Source organism: Catenovulum sp. 2E275 (assembly GCF_025515275.1).
Classification (GTDB): domain Bacteria; phylum Pseudomonadota; class Gammaproteobacteria; order Enterobacterales; family Alteromonadaceae; genus Catenovulum.
The window spans coordinates 45,096-69,495 of sequence record NZ_JAOPFU010000013.1 but is presented as its reverse complement, the minus strand read 5'-3'; the positions used below and the strand labels follow the sequence as shown (position 1 = coordinate 69,495).

At 37.5% G+C, this 24,400-nt stretch carries 22 protein-coding genes and 1 tRNA gene; 3 read left to right on the top strand and 20 right to left on the bottom strand.

From position 1 onward, the window contains the following. Window positions 1-19: 19 nt before the first annotated feature. The 4 genes from N7931_RS08685 to rluD all read right to left on the bottom strand — a co-directional run bounded on the left by N7931_RS08685 (window position 20) and on the right by rluD (window position 3,022). Entirely contained in the window at window positions 20-691 is a 672-nt protein-coding gene (locus N7931_RS08685; RefSeq protein ID WP_262793415.1) for a PilZ domain-containing protein, read from the bottom strand. 258 nt (window positions 692-949) lie between these two features. After that, on the bottom strand, window positions 950-1,198 hold the full coding sequence (locus N7931_RS08680; protein ID WP_262793414.1) for a DUF2999 domain-containing protein: 249 nt from the start codon (window positions 1,196-1,198) through the stop codon (window positions 950-952). 67 nt (window positions 1,199-1,265) lie between these two features. Then, window positions 1,266-2,000 carry a peptidoglycan editing factor PgeF gene (gene pgeF, locus N7931_RS08675; protein WP_262793413.1) on the bottom strand — a complete coding sequence of 245 codons (735 nt, stop codon included), beginning with the start codon at window positions 1,998-2,000 and terminating at the stop codon, window positions 1,266-1,268. A 47-nt stretch (window positions 2,001-2,047) separates the two neighbouring features. Beyond that, window positions 2,048-3,022, bottom strand: coding sequence for a 23S rRNA pseudouridine(1911/1915/1917) synthase RluD (gene rluD, locus N7931_RS08670; protein ID WP_262793412.1), 975 nt, complete (start codon window positions 3,020-3,022; stop codon window positions 2,048-2,050). Between the two features lie 129 nt (window positions 3,023-3,151). Between rluD and N7931_RS08665 the strand changes: the two genes are divergently transcribed. Beyond that, on the top strand, window positions 3,152-3,910 hold the full coding sequence (locus N7931_RS08665) for an outer membrane protein assembly factor BamD (protein ID WP_262793411.1): 759 nt from the start codon (window positions 3,152-3,154) through the stop codon (window positions 3,908-3,910). A gap of 105 nt (window positions 3,911-4,015) precedes the next feature. On the opposite strand, the gene N7931_RS08660 is transcribed toward N7931_RS08665, so the two are convergent. After that, on the bottom strand, window positions 4,016-5,107 hold the full coding sequence (locus N7931_RS08660) for an AI-2E family transporter (RefSeq protein WP_262793410.1): 1,092 nt from the start codon (window positions 5,105-5,107) through the stop codon (window positions 4,016-4,018). Between the two features lie 96 nt (window positions 5,108-5,203). Here N7931_RS08660 and folX point away from each other — a divergent pair, with 96 nt between their 5' ends. Both folX and N7931_RS08650 read left to right on the top strand, forming a co-directional pair. Continuing rightward, complete coding sequence (folX, locus tag N7931_RS08655; RefSeq protein ID WP_262793408.1) at window positions 5,204-5,572, top strand: dihydroneopterin triphosphate 2'-epimerase; 369 nt, start codon at window positions 5,204-5,206, stop codon at window positions 5,570-5,572. 121 nt (window positions 5,573-5,693) lie between these two features. Beyond that, window positions 5,694-6,602, top strand: a complete 909-nt coding sequence (locus N7931_RS08650) for a TIGR01777 family oxidoreductase (RefSeq protein WP_262793406.1) — start codon at window positions 5,694-5,696, stop codon at window positions 6,600-6,602. 61 nt (window positions 6,603-6,663) lie between these two features. On the opposite strand, the gene N7931_RS08645 is transcribed toward N7931_RS08650, so the two are convergent. The 15 genes from N7931_RS08645 to N7931_RS08575 all read right to left on the bottom strand — a co-directional run bounded on the left by N7931_RS08645 (window position 6,664) and on the right by N7931_RS08575 (window position 24,320). Then, complete coding sequence (locus N7931_RS08645; protein WP_262793404.1) at window positions 6,664-8,811, bottom strand: EAL domain-containing protein; 2,148 nt, start codon at window positions 8,809-8,811, stop codon at window positions 6,664-6,666. Continuing rightward, on the bottom strand, window positions 8,811-9,311 hold the full coding sequence (locus tag N7931_RS08640) for a Rab family GTPase (protein ID WP_262793402.1): 501 nt from the start codon (window positions 9,309-9,311) through the stop codon (window positions 8,811-8,813). The genes N7931_RS08645 and N7931_RS08640 overlap by 1 nt, the downstream gene beginning before the upstream one ends. Window positions 9,312-9,338: 27 nt before the next feature. After that, window positions 9,339-11,120: an OmpA family protein gene (locus N7931_RS08635; protein WP_262793401.1), complete on the bottom strand. Its 1,782-nt coding sequence runs from the start codon at window positions 11,118-11,120 to the stop codon at window positions 9,339-9,341. Next, a complete protein-coding gene (locus N7931_RS08630; RefSeq protein WP_262793400.1) occupies window positions 11,120-11,659 on the bottom strand; it encodes a hypothetical protein in 540 nt (179 codons plus the stop codon). The genes N7931_RS08635 and N7931_RS08630 overlap by 1 nt, the downstream gene beginning before the upstream one ends. Before the next feature lie 119 nt (window positions 11,660-11,778). Then, window positions 11,779-13,176, bottom strand: coding sequence for a UDP-N-acetylmuramoyl-L-alanine--D-glutamate ligase (murD, locus tag N7931_RS08625; protein WP_262793399.1), 1,398 nt, complete (start codon window positions 13,174-13,176; stop codon window positions 11,779-11,781). Continuing rightward, a complete protein-coding gene (locus tag N7931_RS08620; protein ID WP_262793398.1) occupies window positions 13,169-14,527 on the bottom strand; it encodes a hypothetical protein in 1,359 nt (452 codons plus the stop codon). Before N7931_RS08620 ends, murD begins: the two co-directional genes overlap by 8 nt. A 552-nt stretch (window positions 14,528-15,079) precedes the next feature. Continuing rightward, window positions 15,080-15,155, bottom strand: a tRNA-His gene (locus tag N7931_RS08615). Window positions 15,156-15,312: 157 nt separating this feature from the next. Next, window positions 15,313-16,695, bottom strand: a complete 1,383-nt coding sequence (gene hemN / locus N7931_RS08610; RefSeq protein ID WP_262793397.1) for an oxygen-independent coproporphyrinogen III oxidase — start codon at window positions 16,693-16,695, stop codon at window positions 15,313-15,315. A 95-nt stretch (window positions 16,696-16,790) separates the two neighbouring features. Next, window positions 16,791-18,575 carry an alkaline phosphatase D family protein gene (locus N7931_RS08605; RefSeq protein WP_262793395.1) on the bottom strand — a complete coding sequence of 595 codons (1,785 nt, stop codon included), beginning with the start codon at window positions 18,573-18,575 and terminating at the stop codon, window positions 16,791-16,793. A 132-nt stretch (window positions 18,576-18,707) separates the two neighbouring features. Continuing rightward, window positions 18,708-19,748 carry a DUF2955 domain-containing protein gene (locus N7931_RS08600; RefSeq protein ID WP_262793394.1) on the bottom strand — a complete coding sequence of 347 codons (1,041 nt, stop codon included), beginning with the start codon at window positions 19,746-19,748 and terminating at the stop codon, window positions 18,708-18,710. Between the two features lie 36 nt (window positions 19,749-19,784). Then, entirely contained in the window at window positions 19,785-20,852 is a 1,068-nt protein-coding gene (locus tag N7931_RS08595) for an HlyD family secretion protein (protein ID WP_262793393.1), read from the bottom strand. A 1-nt stretch (window position 20,853) separates the two neighbouring features. Further along, complete coding sequence (locus N7931_RS08590; RefSeq protein WP_262793391.1) at window positions 20,854-21,366, bottom strand: MarR family transcriptional regulator; 513 nt, start codon at window positions 21,364-21,366, stop codon at window positions 20,854-20,856. A gap of 112 nt (window positions 21,367-21,478) precedes the next feature. Further along, window positions 21,479-22,090 carry a LysE family translocator gene (locus N7931_RS08585; RefSeq protein WP_262793389.1) on the bottom strand — a complete coding sequence of 204 codons (612 nt, stop codon included), beginning with the start codon at window positions 22,088-22,090 and terminating at the stop codon, window positions 21,479-21,481. Between the two features lie 179 nt (window positions 22,091-22,269). Further along, the gene (locus N7931_RS08580) at window positions 22,270-23,193 is read right to left on the bottom strand and encodes a LysR family transcriptional regulator (protein WP_262793387.1); all 924 of its coding nucleotides are present in this window, start codon (window positions 23,191-23,193) and stop codon (window positions 22,270-22,272) included. A 14-nt stretch (window positions 23,194-23,207) separates the two neighbouring features. Beyond that, complete coding sequence (locus tag N7931_RS08575; RefSeq protein WP_262793386.1) at window positions 23,208-24,320, bottom strand: DNA alkylation repair protein; 1,113 nt, start codon at window positions 24,318-24,320, stop codon at window positions 23,208-23,210. Between the last annotated feature and the right edge of the window lie 80 nt (window positions 24,321-24,400).

Below are 24,400 nucleotides of genomic sequence, written 5' to 3'. Positions count from 1 at the left end.
TATGAGTTGATAAATGCGCTTATAAGCCATGTAAGCGCATTAATAAAATTGCAAAAACAGTTTTAACTAGATCACTTTTAGCTGCATCAAACTGAACTCCCACCATTATTTTACCATTTTTGCGAGCATTCTTAATTGTACCTGTAACTTCAAAATCAGATTCAAAGTCATTATTCACGCCAAAGTTGATTTTGACTTTATGATCAACTAGAGCCTCAATCTTTTCTTTATTGTAAGCTGCTTCCTGCTGTTCTGTCAGATTAAAGCTGCATTTCAATCCTGTTAAAGAAAAATCAGATACCATAGTCAAAAAAGATTCTTTAGATTCAACAATAACCAATTCAGCCATTGCTTCAACAGATAACCTAGGCTGTGTCCTGAGAGCCTGGCTATACACTTTCTCTGGATACTGTACTAATAGTACTGGTTCTCTTAATTTAGAAAGGCCTAAAGATGAAGCTTTAAATGTCAAAACATTCAGCCTTTCTTGCGCCAGCATAATTTTAAATGATAAATGAGCTCCAGGGGCTATACCTATTTTACTGTTAACATAAACTCTCTGATTGGGAAAACGTAAAATGAGATACTCATCTTCAATTAAACCAACATATATTAATTGAATATTCTGAGTTTTATGGCTAACGTCTAAATAACTGACACTGACCGAAGATCCAGGCTTTAATTCACTCAACAGACTCAATATGTCTGCTCCCTGTTTTATAGACTTATTATTGATTAAACAATAAAGCTATTAAAGGGTCAAATTTAATAACCAAGTCACTACCCACAATAAATAATACCCTGCTGTTTTTTGGTATCTCAATGTACGTTAAGGTAAGTATGGGTAAATATTAAATTTCAGATAATAAAAAATAGAATAGAGTTATTCTCCAGCCTCATAAACCATTAAATAAAGGTAGAGAATAACTGAAAATTAGTTTAATAATGCTTAGCCCAGCTTTGCTTTAGCCGATTCAACTTTACTAAAGTCTAAACCTAACTCATCGACTGCTTCTTTAATTAATGCAGGATTACTCATCACTAACATCATTAAGCCTTGTAATTTTTCTGGCGGTAACCCTAACGACTGAATGGTACTCATTGCCATAGTTGGGTTTTCAGTTAGTGTGGTGAATAACTCAGCTATTTTTTCATCGCTGATATTTAAGTCTTTTAATGTTTGAATAATTGGATTCATACTTAACTCCGATTTTTATGTATGGTTTTATACCTTGAATTTAATTGAATGTCAGTATAAAAACCGATTAGGGTCCTAGCCAAATTAAGCTGGCTTGCCTGCCGGTTATACCGTCGCGCCGGTACGAAAAATATTTATCAGGTTGCGACACGGTACATTCATAATCTGAAAAAATGTGTTTTATGCCCAAAGCCGTTAACTCATTATTGGCAAGCTGATAAATATCCGCCAGATATTTATCATTGCTTTGCTCGTTAAACGCCGTTGAGTTAACTGGATTTAACTTGCTAAATATTGATTTAACTTCTGCGCCTACTTCAAATTGCTGTGGACCAATTGCCGGCCCCAACCAAACTAGGATATTAGCCGGATCATAAGCAATATTTTGACTAATTTTTGCCAAGGTTTTGGTTAAAATTGTACTTGCCAAACCACGCCAACCACAATGTACAGCCGCAACAAACTGACCCTGAGTATCGGTTAATAAAACCGGCAGACAATCTGCTGTCATCACAGCGCAAACTTGATTAGGTTTAAAACTATAAACCGCATCGGCAGGTTTATCCAAAATACTATAATCTGCCAACGGTAACTCAAGCGCATTATCGCTATGAGTTTGATTCAACCATAAAACTGGCTGCGGTACTGCCAGTTTTGCTCGGTTGGTTGTGACATCTGCTAATTTATCACCAACATGAGCACCCAAATTCAGGCTGTTAAACGGCGCGTTACTCATACCGTTTAATCGGGTTGTTTGCAGAGTTTTAACGTGCGGTGGCACTGGCCAGTTAACTGAAAACATAGCTTTGGCGACTCATTCGAGGATCAATGTAAGCATTAATATCAATATTAATAATCTTTTAGTCCGTTTATTTTAGTATCTTCACGTAATGCAAGTGTCATCGCTTGCATGTCTTGAGGAATTTCGGCCTCAAATTGCATCCACTCGCCGGTCGCCGGATGCTCAAGTTCCAAAATAGCCGCATGTAAAGCCTGACGCCTAAAACCGCGTAAGTGCTCAATAAATTCAGGCGTGGCGCCTTTTGGTGGGCGTGCTCGGCCACCATAAGCTATATCGCCCACTAAAGGATGTTTTAAGTGTGCCATGTGAACACGAATTTGGTGAGTTCGACCCGTTTCTAAACGCAAACGTAAACGGGTATGCACTCTAAATTTTTCTGCCACTCTAAAATGTGTGACCGCAGGTTTACCATCGGATACGACCGCCATTATGGTTCTTTTATCGGGATGACGACCAATTGGGTAATCCGCAACCCCACCAGCAGTTAAATTACCATTCACTAAAGCCTCATATTCGCGGGTAACCGTTTTATCTTGTAACTGAGCAACTAATGAAGTTTGCGCAATTAAATTTTTGGCAACCACCATTAACCCTGTGGTGTCTTTATCTAATCTATGCACAATACCCGCTCTTGGGACAGCTTCAATTTCAGGGTAATGATGCAGTAAAGCATTTAAAATAGTACCACGACGATTACCAGCTCCCGGATGAACCACTAGCCCTGCGGGTTTATTGATAACTAAAATATCGTCATCTTCATAAACTATGTCTAATTCAATATCTTCGGCAACATCTTCAACTTCAACTTTAAGCTCGGCGTTTACTTCAATTAACTCTCCGCCAATGACTTTTTCACGGGGTTTAGTTGCCACAACCCCATTTACGGTAATTTGCCCCGCCAAAAGCCACTCTTTTAACCGAGAACGAGAATATTCAGGGAACAATTCTGAAATTGCTTGATCTAACCGACTACCGATTGCGTGTTCTGGTATAGTTCCGGTTAACGAAATTTGTTCTATCATAATGAGTCTCTGGTTATATTACTGATTAAACGGTGCAAGTTTGCTCACCCTGAGTTAGAATGCGCAAAAACCTAATTGTACCCCCGAATTGGGGTGAACTCATAATTTTTTAAAAAAGAGGGAGTCAAGTTGAACTTAAAGCAAACCATAATCGCCTCTTCATTGGCCTTATCAGTGCTTGCAGGCTGCTCAAGTGCACCTGACGAAATTGTAGTTGCAGAACAATCCGCAGTAGAATCACAATATTTAGAAGCAAAAGATTTATTAATTCAGGGCAATTATGTGCGCGCTGCTGAAATTTTATCAGCGCTGGATGCCAGCTTTCCGTTTGGGCCTTATTCGCACCAAATTCAGCTTGATCTGATTTATTCTTATTATAAAACCGATAATACTAGTCAGGCGCTTGCCTCTATCGACCGTTTTTTAAAGTTAAATCCAACTCATACTGATATTGATTATGTGTATTACATGCGCGGTTTAACTAACCTTAAAGCCGCTCAAAATGCCTTACAGGAAATGGTTGGCATTGACAGATTTGACCGCGATATTACAGAGCACAGAGACGCATTTAACGACTTTAATACAATTGTGACTCAATATCCGCAGAGCCAGTATGCCAAAGATGCCCGCCAGCGCATGATATTTGCGAAAAACTTTATCGCCAAAAGTGAACTGGCCGTAGCCGAATATTATATGCGCCGCAGCGCCTATGTTGCCGCCGCTAACCGAGCTAAATATGTACTTGAAAATTTAGGGGATACAGATCAGGTTGAACGAGCTTTAGAAATGATGTTAGTTAGCTATGATCAATTAGAACTTAAAGATTTATATAACAATACATATCAAGTTTTAAAATTAAATTATCCGGACAACTCATTGGTTAATTAATTTAAACTAGATTTTTTGTAAAAAACGCAGACTTGAAGTGATTCAACTCTGCGTTTTTTATACCTCAAACCCAAATAAAATATTTATTACTGTTTAGGTTAATATTTATGCTTGCTTTTCTTCAGATTCCACCTGTTCTTGAGGTTGGTTTTTATTATTCTCCATATATTCCAGCTCTTGCTGGTTAGACAACATAACCGCAAACCAACGGGTAGAATCAGACGCTTCTGTTGCAATTTTAACCACCATAGTTAAAGGTACAGATAATAACATCCCGACTGTTCCTAATAGCCATCCCCAAAAAATAAGAGATAAAAATACAACTAAGCTGGATAAACCTAAGCCACGTCCCATGTATTTAGGCTCAACAATATTCCCCATCACGGTATTAATCACCACATAGCCAATTGCCGTTATCCCCGCAGCCAATGGGCTAACCTGAATTAAAGCTAATAAAACAACAGGAATCGCTGCAATGATCGAACCTATGTTTGGAATGTAATTAAATAAAAAGGCTAAAACGCCCCATAAAACAAAATAATCAACCCCAACTGTCCAGCATAACAGCCCAGCTAAAATACCCGTGCCAATACTAATGACAGTTTTAATCGCTAAATAATGATTAACCGAACGTAAAAAGCGATATACCCGATCAATATGCTGATTTGGTTTTTTCCAAGCAGTTTGTAGTTTTTCCCGTACTGCATTGGCTTCAAACAACATAAAGACTGTGGTAATCAAAATTAAAAATACATTTGCCAATGTATTTCCTAAACCGGACAACATATTGGTTGCCAACGACATAGCGGCTCCGGGGTCAAAATACTCAACAAACTGCTCACGGTTTAAATGCACATTAAACTCAGCTAGTTTGTTAGTTAACCAGCCAATTTCGCCTTGGAGTTTTTCTTTATATTGTGGCAGGTCTTCACTAAAGCTATTAAGTGACTGTCCTACTAGACTCGCCAAAGAAAAGCCCAGCGTTACTATCACCAAAATAACCAAGGTCACCGCTAATACTTTTGGAATTTTAAAGCTTTCTAAAAAATTAATGACTGGCTGACAAATAATAGCGATAAATAAAGATAATAAAAAAGGCACAACTAGCTGTTGCGATGTTTTAATACCGGCCAAAATAACAACCAGTGCAGCTAAGGTGAGTAATAATCTAACCGCAGGATTTTGAGTAAAGGGCATAAAAATGATCCATCATTCAACATGAGACGTAATTTAATGAGTATAATGTCAGGAATTATTGCTAAATCAATAAAAAAACATTGGGATATAATCTAAATGAAACACAATAACATAGCAAAAATTAAAATAAAAAATCTAAGACTAAGAACCTATATTGGCATAAAGCAAGACGAAATTCAGAATAAGCAAGATGTGATTATTAATGTCACTATTCACTACAGTGCCGATAACGCTACTAATTCAGACAATATGGACGATGCGCTTAATTACCGTTCCATCACCAAACGTATTATCGCATTAGTTGAAAACAATAAATTTCACCTGCTAGAAAAACTCACTAATGATATTTTGGATATAGCTTGTGAACATAGCTGGGTTGAGTTTGCTGAGGTTGAAGTTGATAAACCCCATGCACTTAGGTTTGCCGATTCGGTGTCGCTAAGTTTAAGCCGGACCATTGATTAATTAAAACTAAACAACTAATTAATCGTTTATTTATCTCAAGTTCAGCTTATTTAAAAATTGAACTATGCTTATATCTTAAGTACTAACAACTTGTTTAACCTGCATTGTTGTAAGAGGTAAGATGAAGATATTATTAACAGGCGGCACTGGTTTGATAGGCCGGAATTTAATTCGGCATCTTAAACCTAATCATCAAATTAGCGTATTGACCCGTGCTCCAAGTAAAGCTTTTCAAATCTTAGGACATGATATTGATGCCTATACCTCACTAGATTTAATTAATCACTTTCATTTTGATGTGATAATTAATTTAGCCGGCGAGCCAATCGCGAATAAACGTTGGTCAAACAAACAAAAACAGAGAATTTGTAATAGTCGATGGGAAATTACTCAAGAGTTAGTCGATAGAGTATCTCAGTCATCCTATAAACCAAAAGTATTTATTTCCGGCTCAGCAATTGGCTTTTACGGTAGCCACAAACCGGAGGTAGTCATTGATGAACATCTACATGAAATCAATCCTGAGTTTACTCATCAAGTTTGCTTAAATTGGGAGAAAATTGCGCGACAAATAGAATCACAAACTCGAGTGTGTATTATCCGAACTGGTCTTGTTTTAGCTCGCCGTGGAGGTGCTATAACAAAGATGCGTCCAGCATACGAACTGGGTTTAGGGGGGCCAATTGGTAGTGGTGATCAAATGATGTCTTGGATTCATATAGACGATGTAGTTAGTGCTATAGATTTTTTAATTTTCAATGATACATGTCGAGATATCTACAACTTAACAGCTCCTGCACCAGTAACCAATAAGGAGTTTAGCCAAACATTAGCTCAAAAATTGCAGCGCCCATGTTTGTTTAGTATGCCTTCTTTTATGGCCAAACTGTTATTTGGAGAAATGTCAGTTCTACTTTTAAAAGGCCAAGCAGTACACCCTAGTAGATTAATAGAAGCTGGTTATCATTTTAGATTTACAGATATAGAGTCAGCTATGCAGCAGTGTATTAATAAAAAAAATCAATCATAAATTATATAAAACAGAGCGATACAAAAATATTTTTATAGTTTCACCACTGTTTTACTAATGCTTATTTACAATCAACTGAGCTGCATTGCTCTAATAATAGCTTTAATTGCTCAAAGCCAAGCGGCCGGCTAAATAAGTAGCCTTGGGCTGAATCACACTGATTTTCAATTAAAAAGTTTTGCTGTTCGGTTGTTTCAACCCCTTCCGCAATCACTTTTAGTTTTAATTGATGTGCCATTGCAATAACCGCCATAACAATTGCTTTATCATTTGGGTCTGTGACAATGTCTTGCACAAAAGACCGGTCGATCTTTAAAATATCAATCGGTAATCGTTTTAAATAAGCCAACGAACTATAACCAGTTCCAAAATCATCCACCGATACCGTAATACCTAACCCACGAACCAGAGTTAGTAACTTAAACACTTGATTATAATCATTAATTAAGCTACTTTCAGTGACCTCTAGCTCGAGAAATTCGGGGTTTACTTGATGCTGTTCTATAGTGCTCTTTATAAAACCAAAAAATGATTTATCTATTACCTGCAATGGCGATAAATTAATAGATAATTTTGTAGTTAAATTAAGTTGCTCAAGCTGTGTTAAATATTCTACAGATTTATTAAAAACCCATTTACCCAAGGGCACAATCAAACCGGTTTTTTCTGCGATTTCAATAAATTCTGAAGGCATAACCATCCCTTCCCCTGGGCGGTTCCAACGAACTAAAACTTCAGCTTTTTCTATTTTATTTGTGCTTAAATTTAAAATTGGTTGTAAGTTAAGCAATAACTCGTCATTTTCAATAGCATGCCGCAGAGCTTGCTCTATTTCGATTCTTCGATGAGATGCCTCTTTTAGCTCTTGCGAATAAAATACAATTGAATGTTTCACTTTTTTATTCGCACTATAAGCAGACAAGTCAGCAAATTTTAAGAGTTCTTCAGCCGTAGAGCTATCTGTAGGGTAATGTACAGCCCCAATTTGTAGACCAACTAGATAAGATTCATCTTTCTCTGTGTAAAAAGGTTGGTGAGTTATAGACATGATTTTTTCACATGCTTTTTGACATGTTTTAATATCACTTAAGTTATTTAAAACAATTGAAAATTCATCTCCTCCAACTCTGGCTAAAAAATCATTTTCTTCAATATAGTTATCTAATCTTTTACTTAATTCAATTAATAACCTATCGCCTTCACTATGACCATAAAACTCATTAATCTGCTTAAAATTAGCAATATCTATATAAAGGAGAAAAAAAGGTTGTTGTGTATCGACTTGATGCTCTAAATATTGCCAAAAAGCATAACGGTTAGCTAAGCCAGTAAGTACGTCTTGCTGGGTCAGTTTTTCATTTCTTTGCAATAAATATTTTTCACGGCTAATATCATTAATAAAAAACAACCAATTTTTTATATTTTGATTAGCATCTTTAACCGGATAAACCGCAACCTTTAGCCACTTTAATGTATTGGGTGGTTTCATCCAGCATAACTCGCCACTCCAACTTTCTCCAATTTCCCTGATACGCTCAAACTCTGGTAATTGTGAGCGAGCTAACTTTAAAATAATTTGGGTTGGTGAACCTAACCCTGGTTTTTTCACAGAAGAGTAATCAAAAACCTTATAAACAGCAGGATTTTCAATAATAACCTCAAAGCTAGCATCCAATATAATGACACCTATACTAGCATTTTCAACTGCTGACACTACCGGCGTGAATAAATGATTGAGTGATTTAGAGGTATATAACAAACTATTCAAACGTTCGTGTAAATGTTCGTATTGCGCTTGTAAATTATCATTGGCCAACAAAATATTTCGAGCTGTCTGTAGAGTTGACTGCTTTTGTATGTAAGATTCAGCCTGATTACGAATAATTAATAAATTACTTTGTGGCGTTTTGATAGCTTGTGCGTCTAAGTGTAAATTTTGTTCTGAATAAACTTCAGTCCAAAAACCAGAGCTAAACTGCCCTACATTCACCTGCCCCCAGAGATTTTTAGCATCAACAAAAAAATCTTGCAAAAAATAACTTTTAGCTTTGATAATAGGATAAGGTTGATGTAAGACAATCTCAGGAAAAATATCAGATACCCAGTCTGCATGACCTGCAATTAAAGTGAGTTGGTCTTGAGATAAATCAGGACAGACAAAAACAGCCTGACCCGTGTGCATGATCGCATCCATTAAAAGTTCATTCATTATCCAGCTTCCTTACATAAAAACTCTGCAAGTTCAGTAAACATTTGTTCAACTTGGTCACCCGTTTTTGCACTAGTTCTATACAAAAATGAAAACTGCTTTTCAAACGTTTCTTTTTTATCTTCTATGCAGGATAGGTTTTCTGCCAAGTCAGCCTTATTGAGAGCAAGTATAAATGGGCAACTAATACTTTGTTTAACAAGTGTAAATATATCAATCGCATCTAATAAAGATTGAGGGCGAGTTTGATCAACCACAATAATTACAGCAGCGGCACCGCGTAAATACCTTTGCTGAAACTGTGCGTATTGATCTACACCCTCAATATCCCAAATTAAAAACTGAACTTGATGGTCAGTTAACTCTACTATTTTTTTGTCAATTTTAACGCCGATAGTTGTTAAGTACTTTTCATCAAAAATGCCTTCAACAAATTGCCTAACTAAACTGGTTTTACCGACGCTAGATGCCCCCAATAAACAGACTTTTTTCTGAATCATACTTACAACCTATTCCATAGCAAATGATTAAAGATAAATCACATTAAATAATACTTTTCTTGCCTGAACATCTGGATCTTCAATATTCAGCTGGCCAATGCCACTTGTATATATCTCTCCAGGCTTTACACCAAATTTGATCAAAGCTTGTTTCACATTTAACGAACGCTCATCACTTAAGTTCTGATTAATAAATTGATTACCGCTTGAATCACTCGTTCCGATAACAATTAAGCGTAGTTTATACCCTAAAAGTTTAGCTTGTGTTTGTAGATGTTGATAATCCTGATGCAATTCTTCTACGATAGAGAGCATTTCTGGTGTTAGCTCAACTTTAGCCACTTCAAAATTAAGCTGTACCGTATTAATTTTGGATATTTGCTGTAAAAAGCTTTGCATTTGCACAGCGCTTTGCTGAGCTTGCGTTAATGGGGTAGCGGCTAATGCTACCGCGCTTAAATCAAAATGCTGAGCCTGATTTAACCCCTGCGCAGTTAACCCCTGAGATAATTGCTGATATTGCGGATAAGTTAATTTACCGGAAATTATCCACTTACCTTCACTCAATTTGGACTGTAAATTAGCAAACTGGCTTATTAAACTTTTAATATTTTGCGCAATCACTTCAGGCGCTTGTGAATGAAATAGCTTTTCTTGAATATCAAGCTTATCAAATTTAAGCTGATGTACCGCTAACCAGTCATTAACGCTTAGCGTATTTGGATCGCGGATAAGTTTGAGTTTTAATTGGCTACGCTGCAATAAATCTATATCAACATTTAAATTTAAAATACTGTAACCGGGAGTATTGTCCAGTTGATTAACCTGCTGTTTAAGCAGGTGTGCCTGCCAGTTGCACCAGCCCCAATACATCATAAAACCAATAATTGCGGTTAATAGCCCCCAAGCTAACCAAGGTTTTTTCGCTTGATTGTCACTGCTTTTTTGCTGGGCTAATAAACATTCATTAAGCTGATTATCTACAGCCTCAAAACCTGAGTTATCACCGTTAAAGGTTTTAAGTTCTGTTTTATATAAACTATGGATTTGTTCCAGCTTTTGCGCCATTAAATCAGATAAATCTGGCGGTAAAATACCACTCACCGCAGCCACTAACATTGCATGCGGACCAGGCTGAACCACTAAAGTAAAATTGTCGGTTGTTACCGTATGAAGCTGTTCTTCGGCCTGACCATTTTGCTGTCGAAACGAATCACTCACAAAATCATTAATTGCGGTCAGCATAGATGAAATTAAGTCCGGATCTTGATAATTTCCGGCCTGATAATCAACCGACTTTAGTAATAATCCGGTTTCGCGGTGAATTAAAAATAAATGCTCTACCCGATAAATATAGGTTTGAGAAACAACATATTGGGCAAAAGATAAATTAGCTTGCCGCGCTTTAATGCGCCACTTTAATCCTTTGACCGTTAAGCTGTTTTCTAATAACTGATTTGTTTTTTCAATAAAATCGGCCAAAAATGCTTTTACCGATTTACGCACTAAACTACCGACGATTGGATATAAATAACCAACAAATTTATCACTGTTATTTTCAACCGATTGCTCAACTGCTTTTTCTACCGTGGGCTGTAAAATATGATTAAAAGATTCATCCTTTTTTTGCCGATCGTGAATGGCTTCAACCACCACATCCGCTACCACAGCGCGAGCATGCTTTTGAATGGTTTGGGTGATAACCTGCTGGTCTTCACCAAGCAGAATCTGCCTGAGTTTATCTAACTCAGCCTGAGCATGGTTTGCTTGATCAGCCGAATGTTTATCCGGCGGTACTTCCAAACTCATTATGCTTGATCGTCTTGCAGATTATTTGCCATCGTTGAGAGTAAATTCGCCAGGGTTTTTCTGTCTGTTTTAGATGAACTAAGCTCTGCCGACACTTTGTTAAGTTGCTGTTTAAGCGCCTCAAGTTCGTGTGAAAAATTATCTTTTAACTGGTTAGCTTCTTTGTCCAGTTCATTATTTAACTGTTCAAGATTTTTTTCTGTACTGGCCGCAAACATTTCATGCTCTGCAGCTAGGTTATTCAACTCGGTGTGAATATTGTCTGATTTATCTTCATGCTGTTTATCAACGTACTGAATTCGGTCTTCCATTGCAGCAAAATTTTGATCGATTTGCTCGTTCAGCTTTTGAAACCTGTGATTAATATCGGCTGAAAGTGAAGAAAAACCTTTATCGAGAGATGTTTGCAAGTTAGCTATTTTTTGTTCCAGTTCAGCCTGAGCCTGACCAAAAACAATTTGCCTGAGTTGGGTTAATTCATCGACAGCAGAAGGCGTATGGCTGGATTTATTATCTTCGTTTTTAGCTACATCAGTCATTTTGTATTCCATTAACATCAATCAACTAACTTAGTGTAGTTAACTTTTTTTATTAGTATCAAAAAATTTAAACTCAAAATGACTGTTTGTCTATTAAATATACATTAAATTGATTGAAATTAACGGATTTTTTCAGCGTTGAGATGACTTAAAAATTGCTCGCCTCTGTGCTGATAATTTTTAAACTCGCCAAAACTGGGCGCTGCGGGCGACAATAATACAACGTCACCAGCCTGAGCTTGCTGCTTTATAATAGCCAATGCCTGCGTTAAATTTTGATAATAATTAAAGCTAAAAGCTGGTTTTTGATGATTTAATAACTGCTCAATTCGTTTACCAGTAACTCCGATTAAAGCAATATGTTTAATCGAAAATTGATTAAGCTGTTTTATAAGGGGTTGATAATCCTGCTCTCTTTCTTGTCCACCTAAAATTAAATAAACCGGCTTGTTAACATAACAATTAAGTGCACATAAAGTTGAATCTGGCGTAGTTGAAATACTGTCGTTCACCGCAATCACGCCACTGTCCAGTACATGCTCTTCTAACCTGTGTGCTAGTGCATTAAATTGGTTAAGCTGTGGCAAAGCGGCACGCCAGTTTAAGTTAAATGCCTGCATTAAGGTTAGACAGGCAGTTAGATTTTTAAGGTTATGTTCACCTTTTAAATTAAATTCAAACTGTAAAACTTCTTCTTGATAAAATACTTGGTTGTTCCGGCAATAAAACCCTTGGGCTTGATGAATTTGCTTATTGTTTAATTGATTAAAATACACAGGCTGTAACTCAATGCCCTGTTGTTTTGCCAGTTCAATTAAATATTGCTGTGTTAGCTCTGATTCAGCATTACAAATTAACAAATCACAATGTTGCTCGCGTGCTGGTTTAGTTTTATCAAGATAATACTGTTTTGCCGAGGTATGCCAAGGTACATGCTCCTGATACAAATTAAGTAAAATATATGCACTACAATGTGCTTGTAAATCAGCAAGCTGGTAAGAGGACAATTCTAATATAGTGTAATCTGCTGCTGGTTTTACTGAAATAAGCGGAATGCCCAAATTACCAGCAACAACGACCTTTAAACCGATTGACTGCATTAAATGCCCCAGCATACTAGCGGTGGTACTTTTGCCTTTAGTGCCAGTGACAATAATGGTTTTGGCCTGTGGGTAGCGCTCAAACCATAAATTAGTAGACGATGAAACCACACTGCCATTTTGCTGTGCTGCAATTAATTCTTTGCGGTACAAACTAATGCCCGGGCTTTTAATAACTAGGTTAAAATCGCCAGCCGCTAATTGTGCCAAACCAGATTCAGCATAAATATATTGCGGCTGTTCAGCCAGTTCGGCTTGGTATTCGTCGGTTAAAATCCAAATTTGATCACTTGCGATAATTTGCTGCAAATATTGATAACAAGCTTGACCTTCCTGACCAAAACCCCAAATAACCACTTTGCCTGTTTTAGCAATTTCATGCGCTGTCATTTTATTTAGCTGGATTAAATCAGACATCACTAAAACATCCCTGATAGTCGGTTGGAATCGCGTGAGGGGTACGAACTTTTAGCAAACTAATTAAAGCTGCCTGTAGTTTTTCTTCACCATAAGCCTGCACAAGTTGATTCGCTAATGCTTTAATAACCGGATAATCAGTTGATTCTGCTTGTTGGCTTAAATAATAAATAGCCGCAGCCGACTCTAATTTTTCGCCAACACACTCCCAAGGTTTGCTCTCGGTTAAACCCGATAACTCTTTATAATCTTGCAGAAAATCAATATTAGTCAGAGGATTGCCATTAAATATTCGATTTAAGCGAGCTTCATTCATACCGGAAACGGCAAACATTAAATAGACAAAATGACATTTTGGACAAGCTAAGCACCAGCGCGTATCCGATTTTTGGTGGTAAATTTTAAATGCTTTATTACACGAGGTGAAAACATCATCATATTGCTCAAAACGGGCAAACTCTTTCACAATCCGCATTTCAGTAAATGGCCTAAGCAATGAAAAATAAGCTAAATTTGGATTAACAAAATGCTGCACAAAACCGGTAAAATCTTGTTCAAATTCATACGATTTACTGTACTGGTGATTAATCGCAACGCCGTTTTTCACCAGAGTCGCTTCATTGGCGGAGGCTTCGTTAGAGGTAATAATGGCATCACATCCTAATGCTTGAGCGACAATAAAAGCCGTAAAACTAATAATGGCGGTGATAGGTACATGCCCGTTTAACGCGCCCTGCTCGTTTAATTTAAATAATTGAGGATCAAGCACCCGCTTAACTGCAACAAAAGGTAAACCAGATTGTTTAACACAATTTAAAATCGGCTGCACCGGATTCACGGCAAATAAAGTGACTTTTTTACCAGCTTGTTTTAGAGCCTCGATACTGACCAGCGAATCTTTACCGCCACCAATCAACACTAATGCATGTTGGGATTTTTTTTGAGATAAATCCGTAATGGTTTGGCTTTGTGGCTCAGATAAACTCGCTTGAGCAGCAATAGGAAAATGACAGCCCTGAGTAATATCTAAATTATTACGGTAAGCAAACTCAGCCAAACCGTTAATATAAAGTTTTTTAAAAAAGTCGGCTTCAAGCTGGTTTAATTGGGTTGTTTCAAGCTCAATACTGGCAAATGGCTGTAATTTAAAATAGCTTACACCTGCAACCAAATGCAGATAATTAATGGCTTTTGCAATTGAAGTTTGAGTTAAATCCAGTTGAATTTGAGTGCTATCAAAACTGAGCGTTTCACAAAAATGATAATCACCAAACTGGTAATTTAAATTAAGTTGATTGTGGGCATAATCAAAATCGGTATTTTTAAAAATAAAGGTATCAGCTTGAAACAAAGGTGCAGCCTACTTATTAATTTTATTCTGGCTGCATTGTAACAAAACTGATTTTAAATGCGCGGATAAAATAGCGAATTAAGTCTCGCTGTGAGTGTTTAAGTGGAAAGTTTTTATTGGTTATCTCACTATAAGTCATTCAACGGCATAAATGCCGATCTACAAACCTATTTTACAGAGAATTACTTTGATTTGAGTGTATTTTTAAATTAAGTTTTGAATAAAGCAAGAATAGAAAATGGGGTTGTTGATGGGACTTGAACCCACGCTAATTCAACAGGGGAATCACTTTGATTTGAGTGTATTTTTAAATTAAGTTTTGAATAAAGCAAGAATGGAAAAATGGGGTTGTTGATTAGAATTGAACCCACGCTAATTCAACAGGGGAATCACTCTGATTTCGGGTTTATATTTAAATTAAGTTTTGAATAAAGCAAGAATAGAAAATGGGGTTGTTGATGGGACTTGAACCCACGCTAATTTAACAGGGGAATCACTTTGATTTCGGGTGTATTTTTAAATTAAGTGTTGATTAAAACAAGAATAGAAAAATGGGGTGGCTGATGGGACTTGAACCCACGACAACCGGAATCACAATCCGGGGCTCTACCAACTGAGCTACAGCCACCATAAAGGTGCAAACACATTACTGAGGTAACGTCTTGAAGTGGCGCGGATAATAGCTAACTTAATCCCATCCGGCAACCCTTGGGTTTAAGTTTTTTGAATAAAATGGGCTTTTCTGGTCTGTTTGCCTAAATAACAGCCAGAAATAGCTAATTCAGTTAAATTACCCGTGAAAATCTTTGTTGGTTTAAATGCTTTTGCATATAAGCATCAAATGTCATCGCAATATTGCGGATAAACAAACAAGCATTGGCGTTGACTGAAATTAAGTTAGTATCTAGTGTGATTAAGTTATCTTTGATAAAAGTCGCTAAATTTTTAAGCTCATCGGCAAAATAATGGTCGAACTTAATGGCAAAGGTTTGTTCGATTTTGCGTTTATCCACGACTAAATTACACATTAGTGAGCGAATAACCTCGCCACGGATGATATCGTCTTGAGTTAATTTAAAACCTTTTTCAAGCGCACTGCCCTGCTCATTAATTGCCTGATAATAGGTTTTTAAATCTTTTACATTTTGACTAAAACTGCGCCCAACAGCACTAATAGATGAAACCCCTAACCCTAATAAATCGCAGTTGCCGTGGGTGGTATAACCTTGAAAGTTTCGGTGTAATTTCCCCTGTTTCAACGCTATGGCTAATTCATCGTCCGGTTTGGCAAAGTGATCCATGCCAATCATCACAAAACCAGCTTGAGTTAAACTTTGCATGGCTTGATGCATTAAATCGAGCTTTTGCTGAGCATTTGGCAACCATTCATCCTTTAATTTTCGCTGAGCAGCAAAACGCTGTGGCAGATGTGCATAACTAAATAAGGAAACTCTGTCTATATCCATTGCTAAAATATCGTTTAATGTTTTAGCAAAAGTGGCCTGATTTTGATGTGGCAAGCCATAAATTAAATCTAAATTAACCGATGATATACCAAACTGTTTGGCTCTACTTACTAACGAGGCAATAAACTCTGTACTTTGCAGACGGTTAATGGCCGTTTGTACTTTTTTGTCTGTATCCTGCACACCTATGCTTAAACGGTTGAATCCTACAGCCGCAAGGTGATCAATATAATCCAGCTCAATTTCCCGAGGATCTATTTCTATGCTCATTTCCACTTTGTTTTGAGCATTTTGCTCAATCACAAAAGCTTGTTTTAACTCATCAATTAACCGACTCATTTGAGCTTTGGTTAAAAAACTGGGAGTACCACCCCCTAAATGAATTTGCTTAACGCTATGACCGGCAAATAAAGGGGCTTGTTGATGAATTTCTGCGATTAAATGATCTAAATAAATATCAGCTTTTTCTCGGTGACGAGTAATCACTTTATTACAACCGCAGTAATAACAAAGGCTGTGACAAAATGGAATATGTAAATAAAGCGAGAGATTTTGTTTACCGGACTGCTTAACCGCAAATTCAAAGTCAGCTTGAGTAAAATCAGCGCTAAATTCTACCGCAGTTGGATATGAGGTATATCTTGGCCCACTGGTATTATATTTATTGAGTAGTTTTTGGTTAAATAATTGATGAACTTGCATAAAAAGCCTCCGAATGGTCAGAGGCATTGTATGGTCTTAATGCTTTTTAAACATTGATCAAAAACAATTTTTTATGCTTTTAGCCAATCATGGATTTAACTCATTTGAGTAGGGTTATCAGCATAAATCGTTAAAGTTTTAGCCCGCTCGCTTTGCAAGCTAAATTCGGTTTGAGTTATTGCGCTAACAAATTGCCAGTTAGCCGTCATTTTTTCCGGATCGGCTTTAATAATTAAAAAGCCTCTGTCAGCAACATTCACATATTGCAGATCATTAACCAATTGCACTAAACCAGCCTCAGTCGCTGCATATTCAGCTTCATTAATGCCTAAATAGCTTTCTAAACCCGGAGAAGTTACGGATGAAGTGGCAAACTCTACCCCAACTGCATCGCCATTTTGATCAACTAATTGATTTGCCCATGCATTATGCGTATCACCAGCCAATACAACTAAATTGGCATTGGCTGATTTAGCCGCAGCATAAACCGCTTCACGCTGCGCTGCATAACCATCCCACGCATCTAAATTATAAGGTAAACCCGGCAATTGTAATAATGCTTGAACCTGCTCGGTAAGTTTTGCCTGATTCGCTGTAAAATAATCAATTTCAGCTTGCGTTAAAGCCGGATCATTTGCCGAAATGCGCTGTGCTAGCACAGCTAAACCGGCATATTCTGCATATTGAGCAATAGATAATTGTTGAGTTGCAATCGCCCCCGGTAAGTACATTTTCCCCATTAATACTTGCTGAGCTAATACCTGCCATTTTGCAGTTGAGTTTTGCAGTTTTTGCTCTAACCAAATTTGTTGACTTTCACCTAATAACTGACGACTAGGGTCTGCCACAGCATTTGCAATACCTGCAAAATCAAATCCGCTTTCAGTGATAAAATCTGTCATAGCTAATTGTTTATCACGGCCTTCGTTACGGGTATCCAACATTAAAATATTTGCTAAATTGCCCCACTCAAACTGACGATAAATACTTGATGGCTCATCTAACTCATTGCCCTCGATTGGTCGAATTGGTAGCCACTCAAAATAGGCTTGTAATGCCGCCATTTTACGCTGATAAAAATTACCTTCACCTTGATCTTCGTTATGGTTTTCTGCGCCATCAGTCCAAGTATCATTCGTAATTTCATGGTCATCCCACACCACTAAAAAAGGTAATGCAGCGTGTACAGCCTGTAAATCCGGATCGCTGCGATATTGGGCATAACGGGTTCGATAATCACTTAAACTAATAATTTCGTTGTGTGGCATAGCAACTCGATTCATTTGTTCAGCTGCTTCAGACGCATAACCACCTGCGCCATATTCATAAATGTAATCACCTAAATGTAGCACCAAATCAAGCTCTGCGGCTTGCTCTGCAACTGCGCGATAAGCATGAAAATAACCAGCCGGATAATTTGAACAAGACATCACCGCCATTGCTAATGAATCGGCATGTTGATCAGGTAAAGTTCGGGTTTGACCAACTTCTGTCTGATTATTCTGACTACGAAAACGATAATAAAGCTGGCTATTAGCAGGTAAATTTTGCACATCCACTTTCACAGTAAAATCGGCGCTGGCTTTTGCCTGGCCAACATCAGATGCTATTACCTGAGTAAAGTTTTTATCCAGTGCAACATCCCACGCAACTTGCACAGATGTTTGCTGATCATTAATGGGGGTCACTCTAGTCCATAAAATAACACTGTTAGTCAGCGGATCACCCGATGCAATCCCGTGTAAAAAGTCAGCTTTTTCTAAACTGTCATCGGTTAAATCTAAACTTACATTACAACCGGTTAAAGCAGTCGAAACATAAACTGCGCCTAATCCGGCAAGTGTATTTTTAATAAAATCGCGGCGTGAAATAAATGGCATTTGAATTCTCTTTTAGCTATTAAAATTATAAAGAACTCAGCCACTTTGGCAGGGTTTTATGACAAGCCGATAAAGCTTTTTTGTAAACTTAATGACGCTAACATGCTAACCGAATGATTGATTATAACGAATTTAGTGATAAGTATGATGTCGGGTAGACTCAAATTTATTTAAAATCGAGTGCACCACAAAAATAGCCATTAAGCTGGCAATAATCGCAACACTGACAGACGAAAAGCGATATAAAGCGCTGTATACCAAATCCTGATTTGGCCCTAACGACTGACCAAATAAAATACCAAAGGTGGTTAAAACGCCAAACCCGACACCGGGAATACCGCCACCCAAAATATGATAACGGCTAAAAATAAAACAACATATCCATAAAATCAGCACCGGAAAAATTAAAACATCCGTTAAATCATAAAGTAATAATTGCGCCAGCAGTGCAATATTACAGCCAATTAAAGTGCCGACTGCTCGGGTCCAGCCAGCCATGCCTGCTGCTTTCCAACAAAGTGAAAACAAAACCAAAACCGATGCTGCCTGCGCCGAAACTGAATCCTGTAAATCGCAGCACTGAAATACAATAAAAGATAAAGTCGCAACACTTGAACATAATAATACTTCGTGACGAATGCTTGATTTATCTTTTGCGGGTCGTGAACGTATTTGTCTTGGAGCCACATCGGCAAATATACCGTGCATTAATCCAGCAATCACAATAGATAACAATATCGCCACCGCATTGCTAATAATCAGCGGATAAATACTACTGGTTTCGGTGACATAACTGGCAAAGTTAAGCTGAATGGATAAGCTGACCACACCGGTTGCACCAAATAAAAAATGCGTCCCTGTACTCATTTGATAAAACAATACCGCAAACGCCAGAAAACTAATTAAAATCATCACCACAGGCAAATGATTAAATAAGCCTTGAACCACCAGAACAATCAATGCGCTAAATGCTGCACTGGCCACAAACTGGCGAATAATATTCCGATTTAACACAGGTACTAAACCCAGTAACAGCATAGGATAAATAGTAAAAAATATGCCGTTTTGCCACGCCATTAATTTACAAATGGTAAACCCTAAGGTAGCGCCACCTGCGATCCTAAGTGCTTGTTTTAACCCATTTTGATCTAATACCGGAAGATTATTTTGCATAATATACTAAGTTGAGCGAGTCCTAATTCGGGTGAGTTAATAAATAAAATGTAACCAGCTAATAAACCGGATTTGCACACTGCCAAGCCACTGACCAACACTGGATTGTGGTAATAATTGAACAGTTGCTCTGGCACCGCTTTGTAGCTGATTTAATACATCAGCTTGATTGTCGGTTAGTTGCAAATGAATGCGCTGGCGCTGAGCGTCGCGTACCCAGCGATTACTTTTTTCAGTTTCGGTTAATAAGCCATTGGCGGTTAACTGACCATCACTAACACCGGCTTCAAAGCTGCTGATATGGGCATTAAAAACGGCTCCGGGACGGCTATCAAATGTAATTTTTGCCAAACTGCCCGGATGCATATTTAATAAAGATTTTTCTCTAAAATCGGCTATTAAATCAATCTGTGGTGATACCAAAGCCAATAAAGGCTGACCACTTTTTGCATATAAACCTTCGGTTAATTGCAAATTAGCCACTACCCCAGAGCTTACCGCTCTAACCTGAGTGTAAGCTAAATTGAGTTTTGCCTGAGCAATTTGGTTTTGTGCATGGCGCACAGTTAAATTATTTTCACCTTTTGCCCCTCGTTTTAATTTGGCTTCGCTTAATTGCGCCTGTAACGATAATAAATTAGCTTTGCTCACTTTGTAATTTGCTAAAATATTATCGCGTTGCTGCTGCGAGATTGCTTGCTGTTTAATTAAATTTTCAGCACGCTGCTTTAATAACTTTTGCTCGTTTAACTGAGCTTTTGCCGCTTCAATCTGGGCAGTAATTGCGGCAATTTGGCTATTTATTTGCTGATTAGTTAACTTTGCATCATCCAGCGCTAATTCAGCTTGTGCTAAAGCTAATTTAAACGGCGCATCATCTATTTTAAATAAAATATCTCCAGCATTAACACGCTGATGGTTTTTCACTAACACTTGAGTGATCCGGCCATTTATTTGGGGCGCCACTTGTACAACCGGATGATAAACTCTCGCTTGCGGCGTTACCGGCAGCCAAATATCGGCAATAATGTAATAAACAAAAACCAGTACAAAACCAACTAAAGATATTTTGACATAACGATTAAATTTTTGATCTGGTGTCATCTTAAACCTTACTTTGGGTGGATTCATTTATAGGGGTTAAGTCGTTAATCAGCTTGCGAGCATTGGCTTCTATTTCTACCAATCCACTCGCCATTAATTGCATTTGCTGATGACTCAAACTGCCATACAATTTTTCTTTAATATCGATCAATAAAACCTGAAGCTGATCTAATAGCGCGCGCCCTTTTTCAGTAAAATAAATATGTTTACTGCGTTTATCTTCTTCGCCTGTTTTACGAATAATCAGCGCTTGTTCTTCTAATTGTTTTAATGTGCGGGTGAGTGATGGCATTTCTATGCCTAAACTCTGTGCTAATTCAAGCTGGGTGACCCCTTCAGATAAATAGTCGATATGGACTAAAGCAGTCCAGCGTGATTGAGTTAACCCTAAAGGCTCAACCGCAGCCGTAACAGCATCGCGGCAAATTCTGTGTACCCTGCCCATTTGTAATGAAATAGACAAATCGAATGTATGGTAATTCACCTGTGATGAACCTAATGAATGAGAAGACATATAAAACCCAACTACTTAGCTTGCTAACTATATTTAGTTTATATTAGTTAGCATGCTAAGTAAATAATGAATTTTATCGGAGCTTGAATTCAGCTATCTAAAAATACGAGTATCAAGACAATAAAATTTTAGTGGCCAGAGCCAGCATAACAACACCACAAAATTTATCGATAAACCGAGATTTTTGCTGAATATACTGAATAATCAAAGGGCTAGATAATAAAATTGCGACAAAACAAAACCATATTCCATCTAGCATAACGGGCGTAATAACCAAAATTAATCTATCCGTTAAACTTTGAGATTGATTTATAAAAGGACTAAACAAAGCAATAAAAAATAAAGCTATTTTGGGATTTAAAACAGACACTAAAAAGCCCTCTTTTGCCGCAGCCCATGCAGAAATACTTTGGCCCGATTTTAAATTGTGCTCAATCCCCTGTTTAGAACATAAAGCTTTAACGCCTAATATAATTAAATAAATAGCCCCTAAATAACTAATCGTCTTAAAAATAACTGGGTATTGTTCAAGCAAAATAGCCAGCCCACTAACCGCAAATATGGCATAAACAGCAATACCTAAAGCATGCGATAAAGCCGAGGCAATACCATTTAAGCGCCCACCCGCAAGGGTATTTTTAGCAACCACATATAAACTAGGACCGGGTGACATTGCCCCCAGTAAACAAATGGCTAATAGTGAAAAATAAAATGCGATTGTCATGATTACCTCCGAATTTATTCCATTTTAGCTTTGGTTTTAATATGAGGTGAAATCAAACTTTATCATCATAGCCATGATTTAAAATCATGGCCTATTGATGAAATATTTAAATCCTAGAAAAAGAAAAGTAAGAAAGGTAAGCGTAAAAAGGAAAGTAAGGAAAGTAAGGAAAGTAAAAATTAGTCATCCAAATGAATGGAGTGTTGATTATTTTGCAGAGTATCTACAATTTGCTCACGCGCCCATTTATGAGCAATATCATTATCAAATTTAGAATGCCAGACTAACCAATATTGATGACTGTCTAATTCAAATGGCAAATCGCGATAGATAATGGGCCATAACAACTCAAGATGTTTGGCGATATGCAGCGGGATCACCATCAAAAATTGAGTAGATTGCAAACGGCTTATCGCCGCGCTAAAAAACGGAACCTGCAACATAATATGACGCTTGAGGTTTAGCTGGGTGAGTTTAAGTTCAATCCCCGAATCTTTATCTGCCCCACCGGTAATTTTAATATGCGGGTATTGAATAAACTCTTTAAGCGTTAACTTGGATTTAACCGCCAGCGGATGCAACTTAGACATCACCACAACCGATTTATCCTGCCCGATATAAGTGCTGGATACACCCGCAGGTTTCTCTGGCAAAATAGTTGAGGCAATATCAATTCCCTGCTCATGCAACTGACCAATATAATTCGGCTGCCAAAGCCGGTAGGTAATTTTTAACTCAGGTGCTTGCTCACTTAAACGGGCGCAAATATCAGGTAAAACATACTGCGCAATATAATCACTCGAAGAAATAACCAACTCACCTTGCCAATTAGCCGGGTCAAATGTTGAATCTTCCAAAATATGCTCAAATTCATTAAATAAAGCGTCCAGCTTTAGTTTTAATTGCTCTGCTTTTGGGGTTAAAACCAGTTGATTACCCTGACGAACTAATAACTCATCACGACACAATTCTCTTAATTGAGATAACTGACGGCTAAGTGCCGACTGGGTAATATAAAGCCGCTGAGCCGCCCTGCTAACATGCGCCTCATGCAATAAAATATGTAAAGACCGTAATAAATTTAAATTGATATTGGGTAGCATAATTTTTTTATCATCTAAACCAACTCAAATTCAGCCATTTGCATCACCACCCCATTCACCATAATTTCTAATTTATGTTCACCGGGATAATATTTACGGGTAGTAACAGGTTTAAACGAATGGCTTTTATTTATATTTAGGCTTTGTTCTGGCTGAATAGTTAAGTTTTTAAGTTTAAATACTTTGCCATTTTGTTTGCCGTTTGCGCGCATAAAATACAGTTTATAATCAATGACAAGTTGCTGAGTTTGTGCTGATTCTGAGTTAATTGAAAAATTAAAGCTTAAACTTTCGCCAGTTTTAATTGTATTTTGACTAAGCTCAAGTTGACTTAATTTTACTTGTGGATTGTCAGTAAAACCTAACAATTTAAAGGCTTCGCTATGCCCTGCTTTAATCAGACCACGGCAAGCATGTTTGATTAACCAAAGCGTATTCTCATCCGCGTTTTGATACCAGTCACTGCAAATTTGCATAACTAAGTCAGAATCGTGTTTAGCAATATCATTTAAATGATTCGCCACCGAGCGGCGAACATATAAACTAGGATCGGCTTTGAGCGCATTTAATAAAGCTAGATTAGGTGTTGGATCGTCAACAAACTGAGTTAAGCGAATTCCCCACGGTAATAAAGGGCGTGTGCCTTCAGAAACCAAACGGCGAACATGCTCGCTGTCGTCTTTCACCCAATGATTAAAATAACTTAAACACAACTGCGGATAGCGTTGAATAAAAGGACGGATAGCAAATTCAGCGCTAAATAAAGGCGTTAATGTTTTTAATACATTCAGTGAAATGTCGGGATGATTTAACCCATAAACAGCGACATAATCAATAATCGGCCAAGCGGCAAACATTGGGTGAATACTATCTTGATATTGCTCTGCTGTTTGCTGCCAAATTGGTGGAAGTTTTAGCAAAATAGCAGCCGTTTGTTCAAAATCTTGCGGTAAACATTGATTAAGTGCGCCAATAAAATGTAAAACTCTGTCTTTGAGCTCTAACTGCTCTAACCCATTTAAACTCAGTTGTTCAAATTTAAGCTGATCAAAATCAGTAATTTGAGCAAAACTTTGATTGATTCTGTCGATTGCCGGTTTGGATAAACCCAGTTTCATTGCTTCCATCTAAAAATATCCTGTTTTTTAGCTGCATTTAAAGCCCATTAATTTGGCTAGTATCGCTCTGAACACTTCAAATCACATTG

Bases quoted from the DNA above. Each gene is read 5' to 3' on its own strand.
- hemN (WP_262793397.1), bottom strand. From the start codon at position 16,695: ATGCAAGTTCATCAATTATTTAACCAAAAACTACTCAATAAATATAAT.
- N7931_RS08630 (WP_262793400.1), bottom strand. From the start codon at position 11,659: ATGACTGATGTAGCTAAAAACGAAGATAATAAATCCAGCCATACGCCT.
- pgeF (WP_262793413.1), bottom strand. From the start codon at position 2,000: ATGTTTTCAGTTAACTGGCCAGTGCCACCGCACGTTAAAACTCTGCAA.
- N7931_RS08660 (WP_262793410.1), bottom strand. From the start codon at position 5,107: ATGCCCTTTACTCAAAATCCTGCGGTTAGATTATTACTCACCTTAGCT.
- folX (WP_262793408.1), top strand. From the start codon at position 5,204: ATGAAACACAATAACATAGCAAAAATTAAAATAAAAAATCTAAGACTA.
- N7931_RS08585 (WP_262793389.1), bottom strand. From the start codon at position 22,090: ATGACAATCGCATTTTATTTTTCACTATTAGCCATTTGTTTACTGGGG.
- N7931_RS08640 (WP_262793402.1), bottom strand. From the start codon at position 9,311: ATGATTCAGAAAAAAGTCTGTTTATTGGGGGCATCTAGCGTCGGTAAA.
- N7931_RS08680 (WP_262793414.1), bottom strand. From the start codon at position 1,198: ATGAATCCAATTATTCAAACATTAAAAGACTTAAATATCAGCGATGAA.
- rluD (WP_262793412.1), bottom strand. From the start codon at position 3,022: ATGATAGAACAAATTTCGTTAACCGGAACTATACCAGAACACGCAATC.
- N7931_RS08650 (WP_262793406.1), top strand. From the start codon at position 5,694: ATGAAGATATTATTAACAGGCGGCACTGGTTTGATAGGCCGGAATTTA.
- N7931_RS08575 (WP_262793386.1), bottom strand. From the start codon at position 24,320: ATGGAAGCAATGAAACTGGGTTTATCCAAACCGGCAATCGACAGAATC.
- N7931_RS08590 (WP_262793391.1), bottom strand. From the start codon at position 21,366: ATGTCTTCTCATTCATTAGGTTCATCACAGGTGAATTACCATACATTC.
- N7931_RS08600 (WP_262793394.1), bottom strand. From the start codon at position 19,748: ATGCAAAATAATCTTCCGGTATTAGATCAAAATGGGTTAAAACAAGCA.
- N7931_RS08595 (WP_262793393.1), bottom strand. From the start codon at position 20,852: ATGACACCAGATCAAAAATTTAATCGTTATGTCAAAATATCTTTAGTT.
- murD (WP_262793399.1), bottom strand. From the start codon at position 13,176: ATGTCTGATTTAATCCAGCTAAATAAAATGACAGCGCATGAAATTGCT.
- N7931_RS08580 (WP_262793387.1), bottom strand. From the start codon at position 23,193: ATGCTACCCAATATCAATTTAAATTTATTACGGTCTTTACATATTTTA.
- N7931_RS08645 (WP_262793404.1), bottom strand. From the start codon at position 8,811: ATGAATGAACTTTTAATGGATGCGATCATGCACACGGGTCAGGCTGTT.
- N7931_RS08605 (WP_262793395.1), bottom strand. From the start codon at position 18,575: ATGCCATTTATTTCACGCCGCGATTTTATTAAAAATACACTTGCCGGA.
- N7931_RS08635 (WP_262793401.1), bottom strand. From the start codon at position 11,120: ATGAGTTTGGAAGTACCGCCGGATAAACATTCGGCTGATCAAGCAAAC.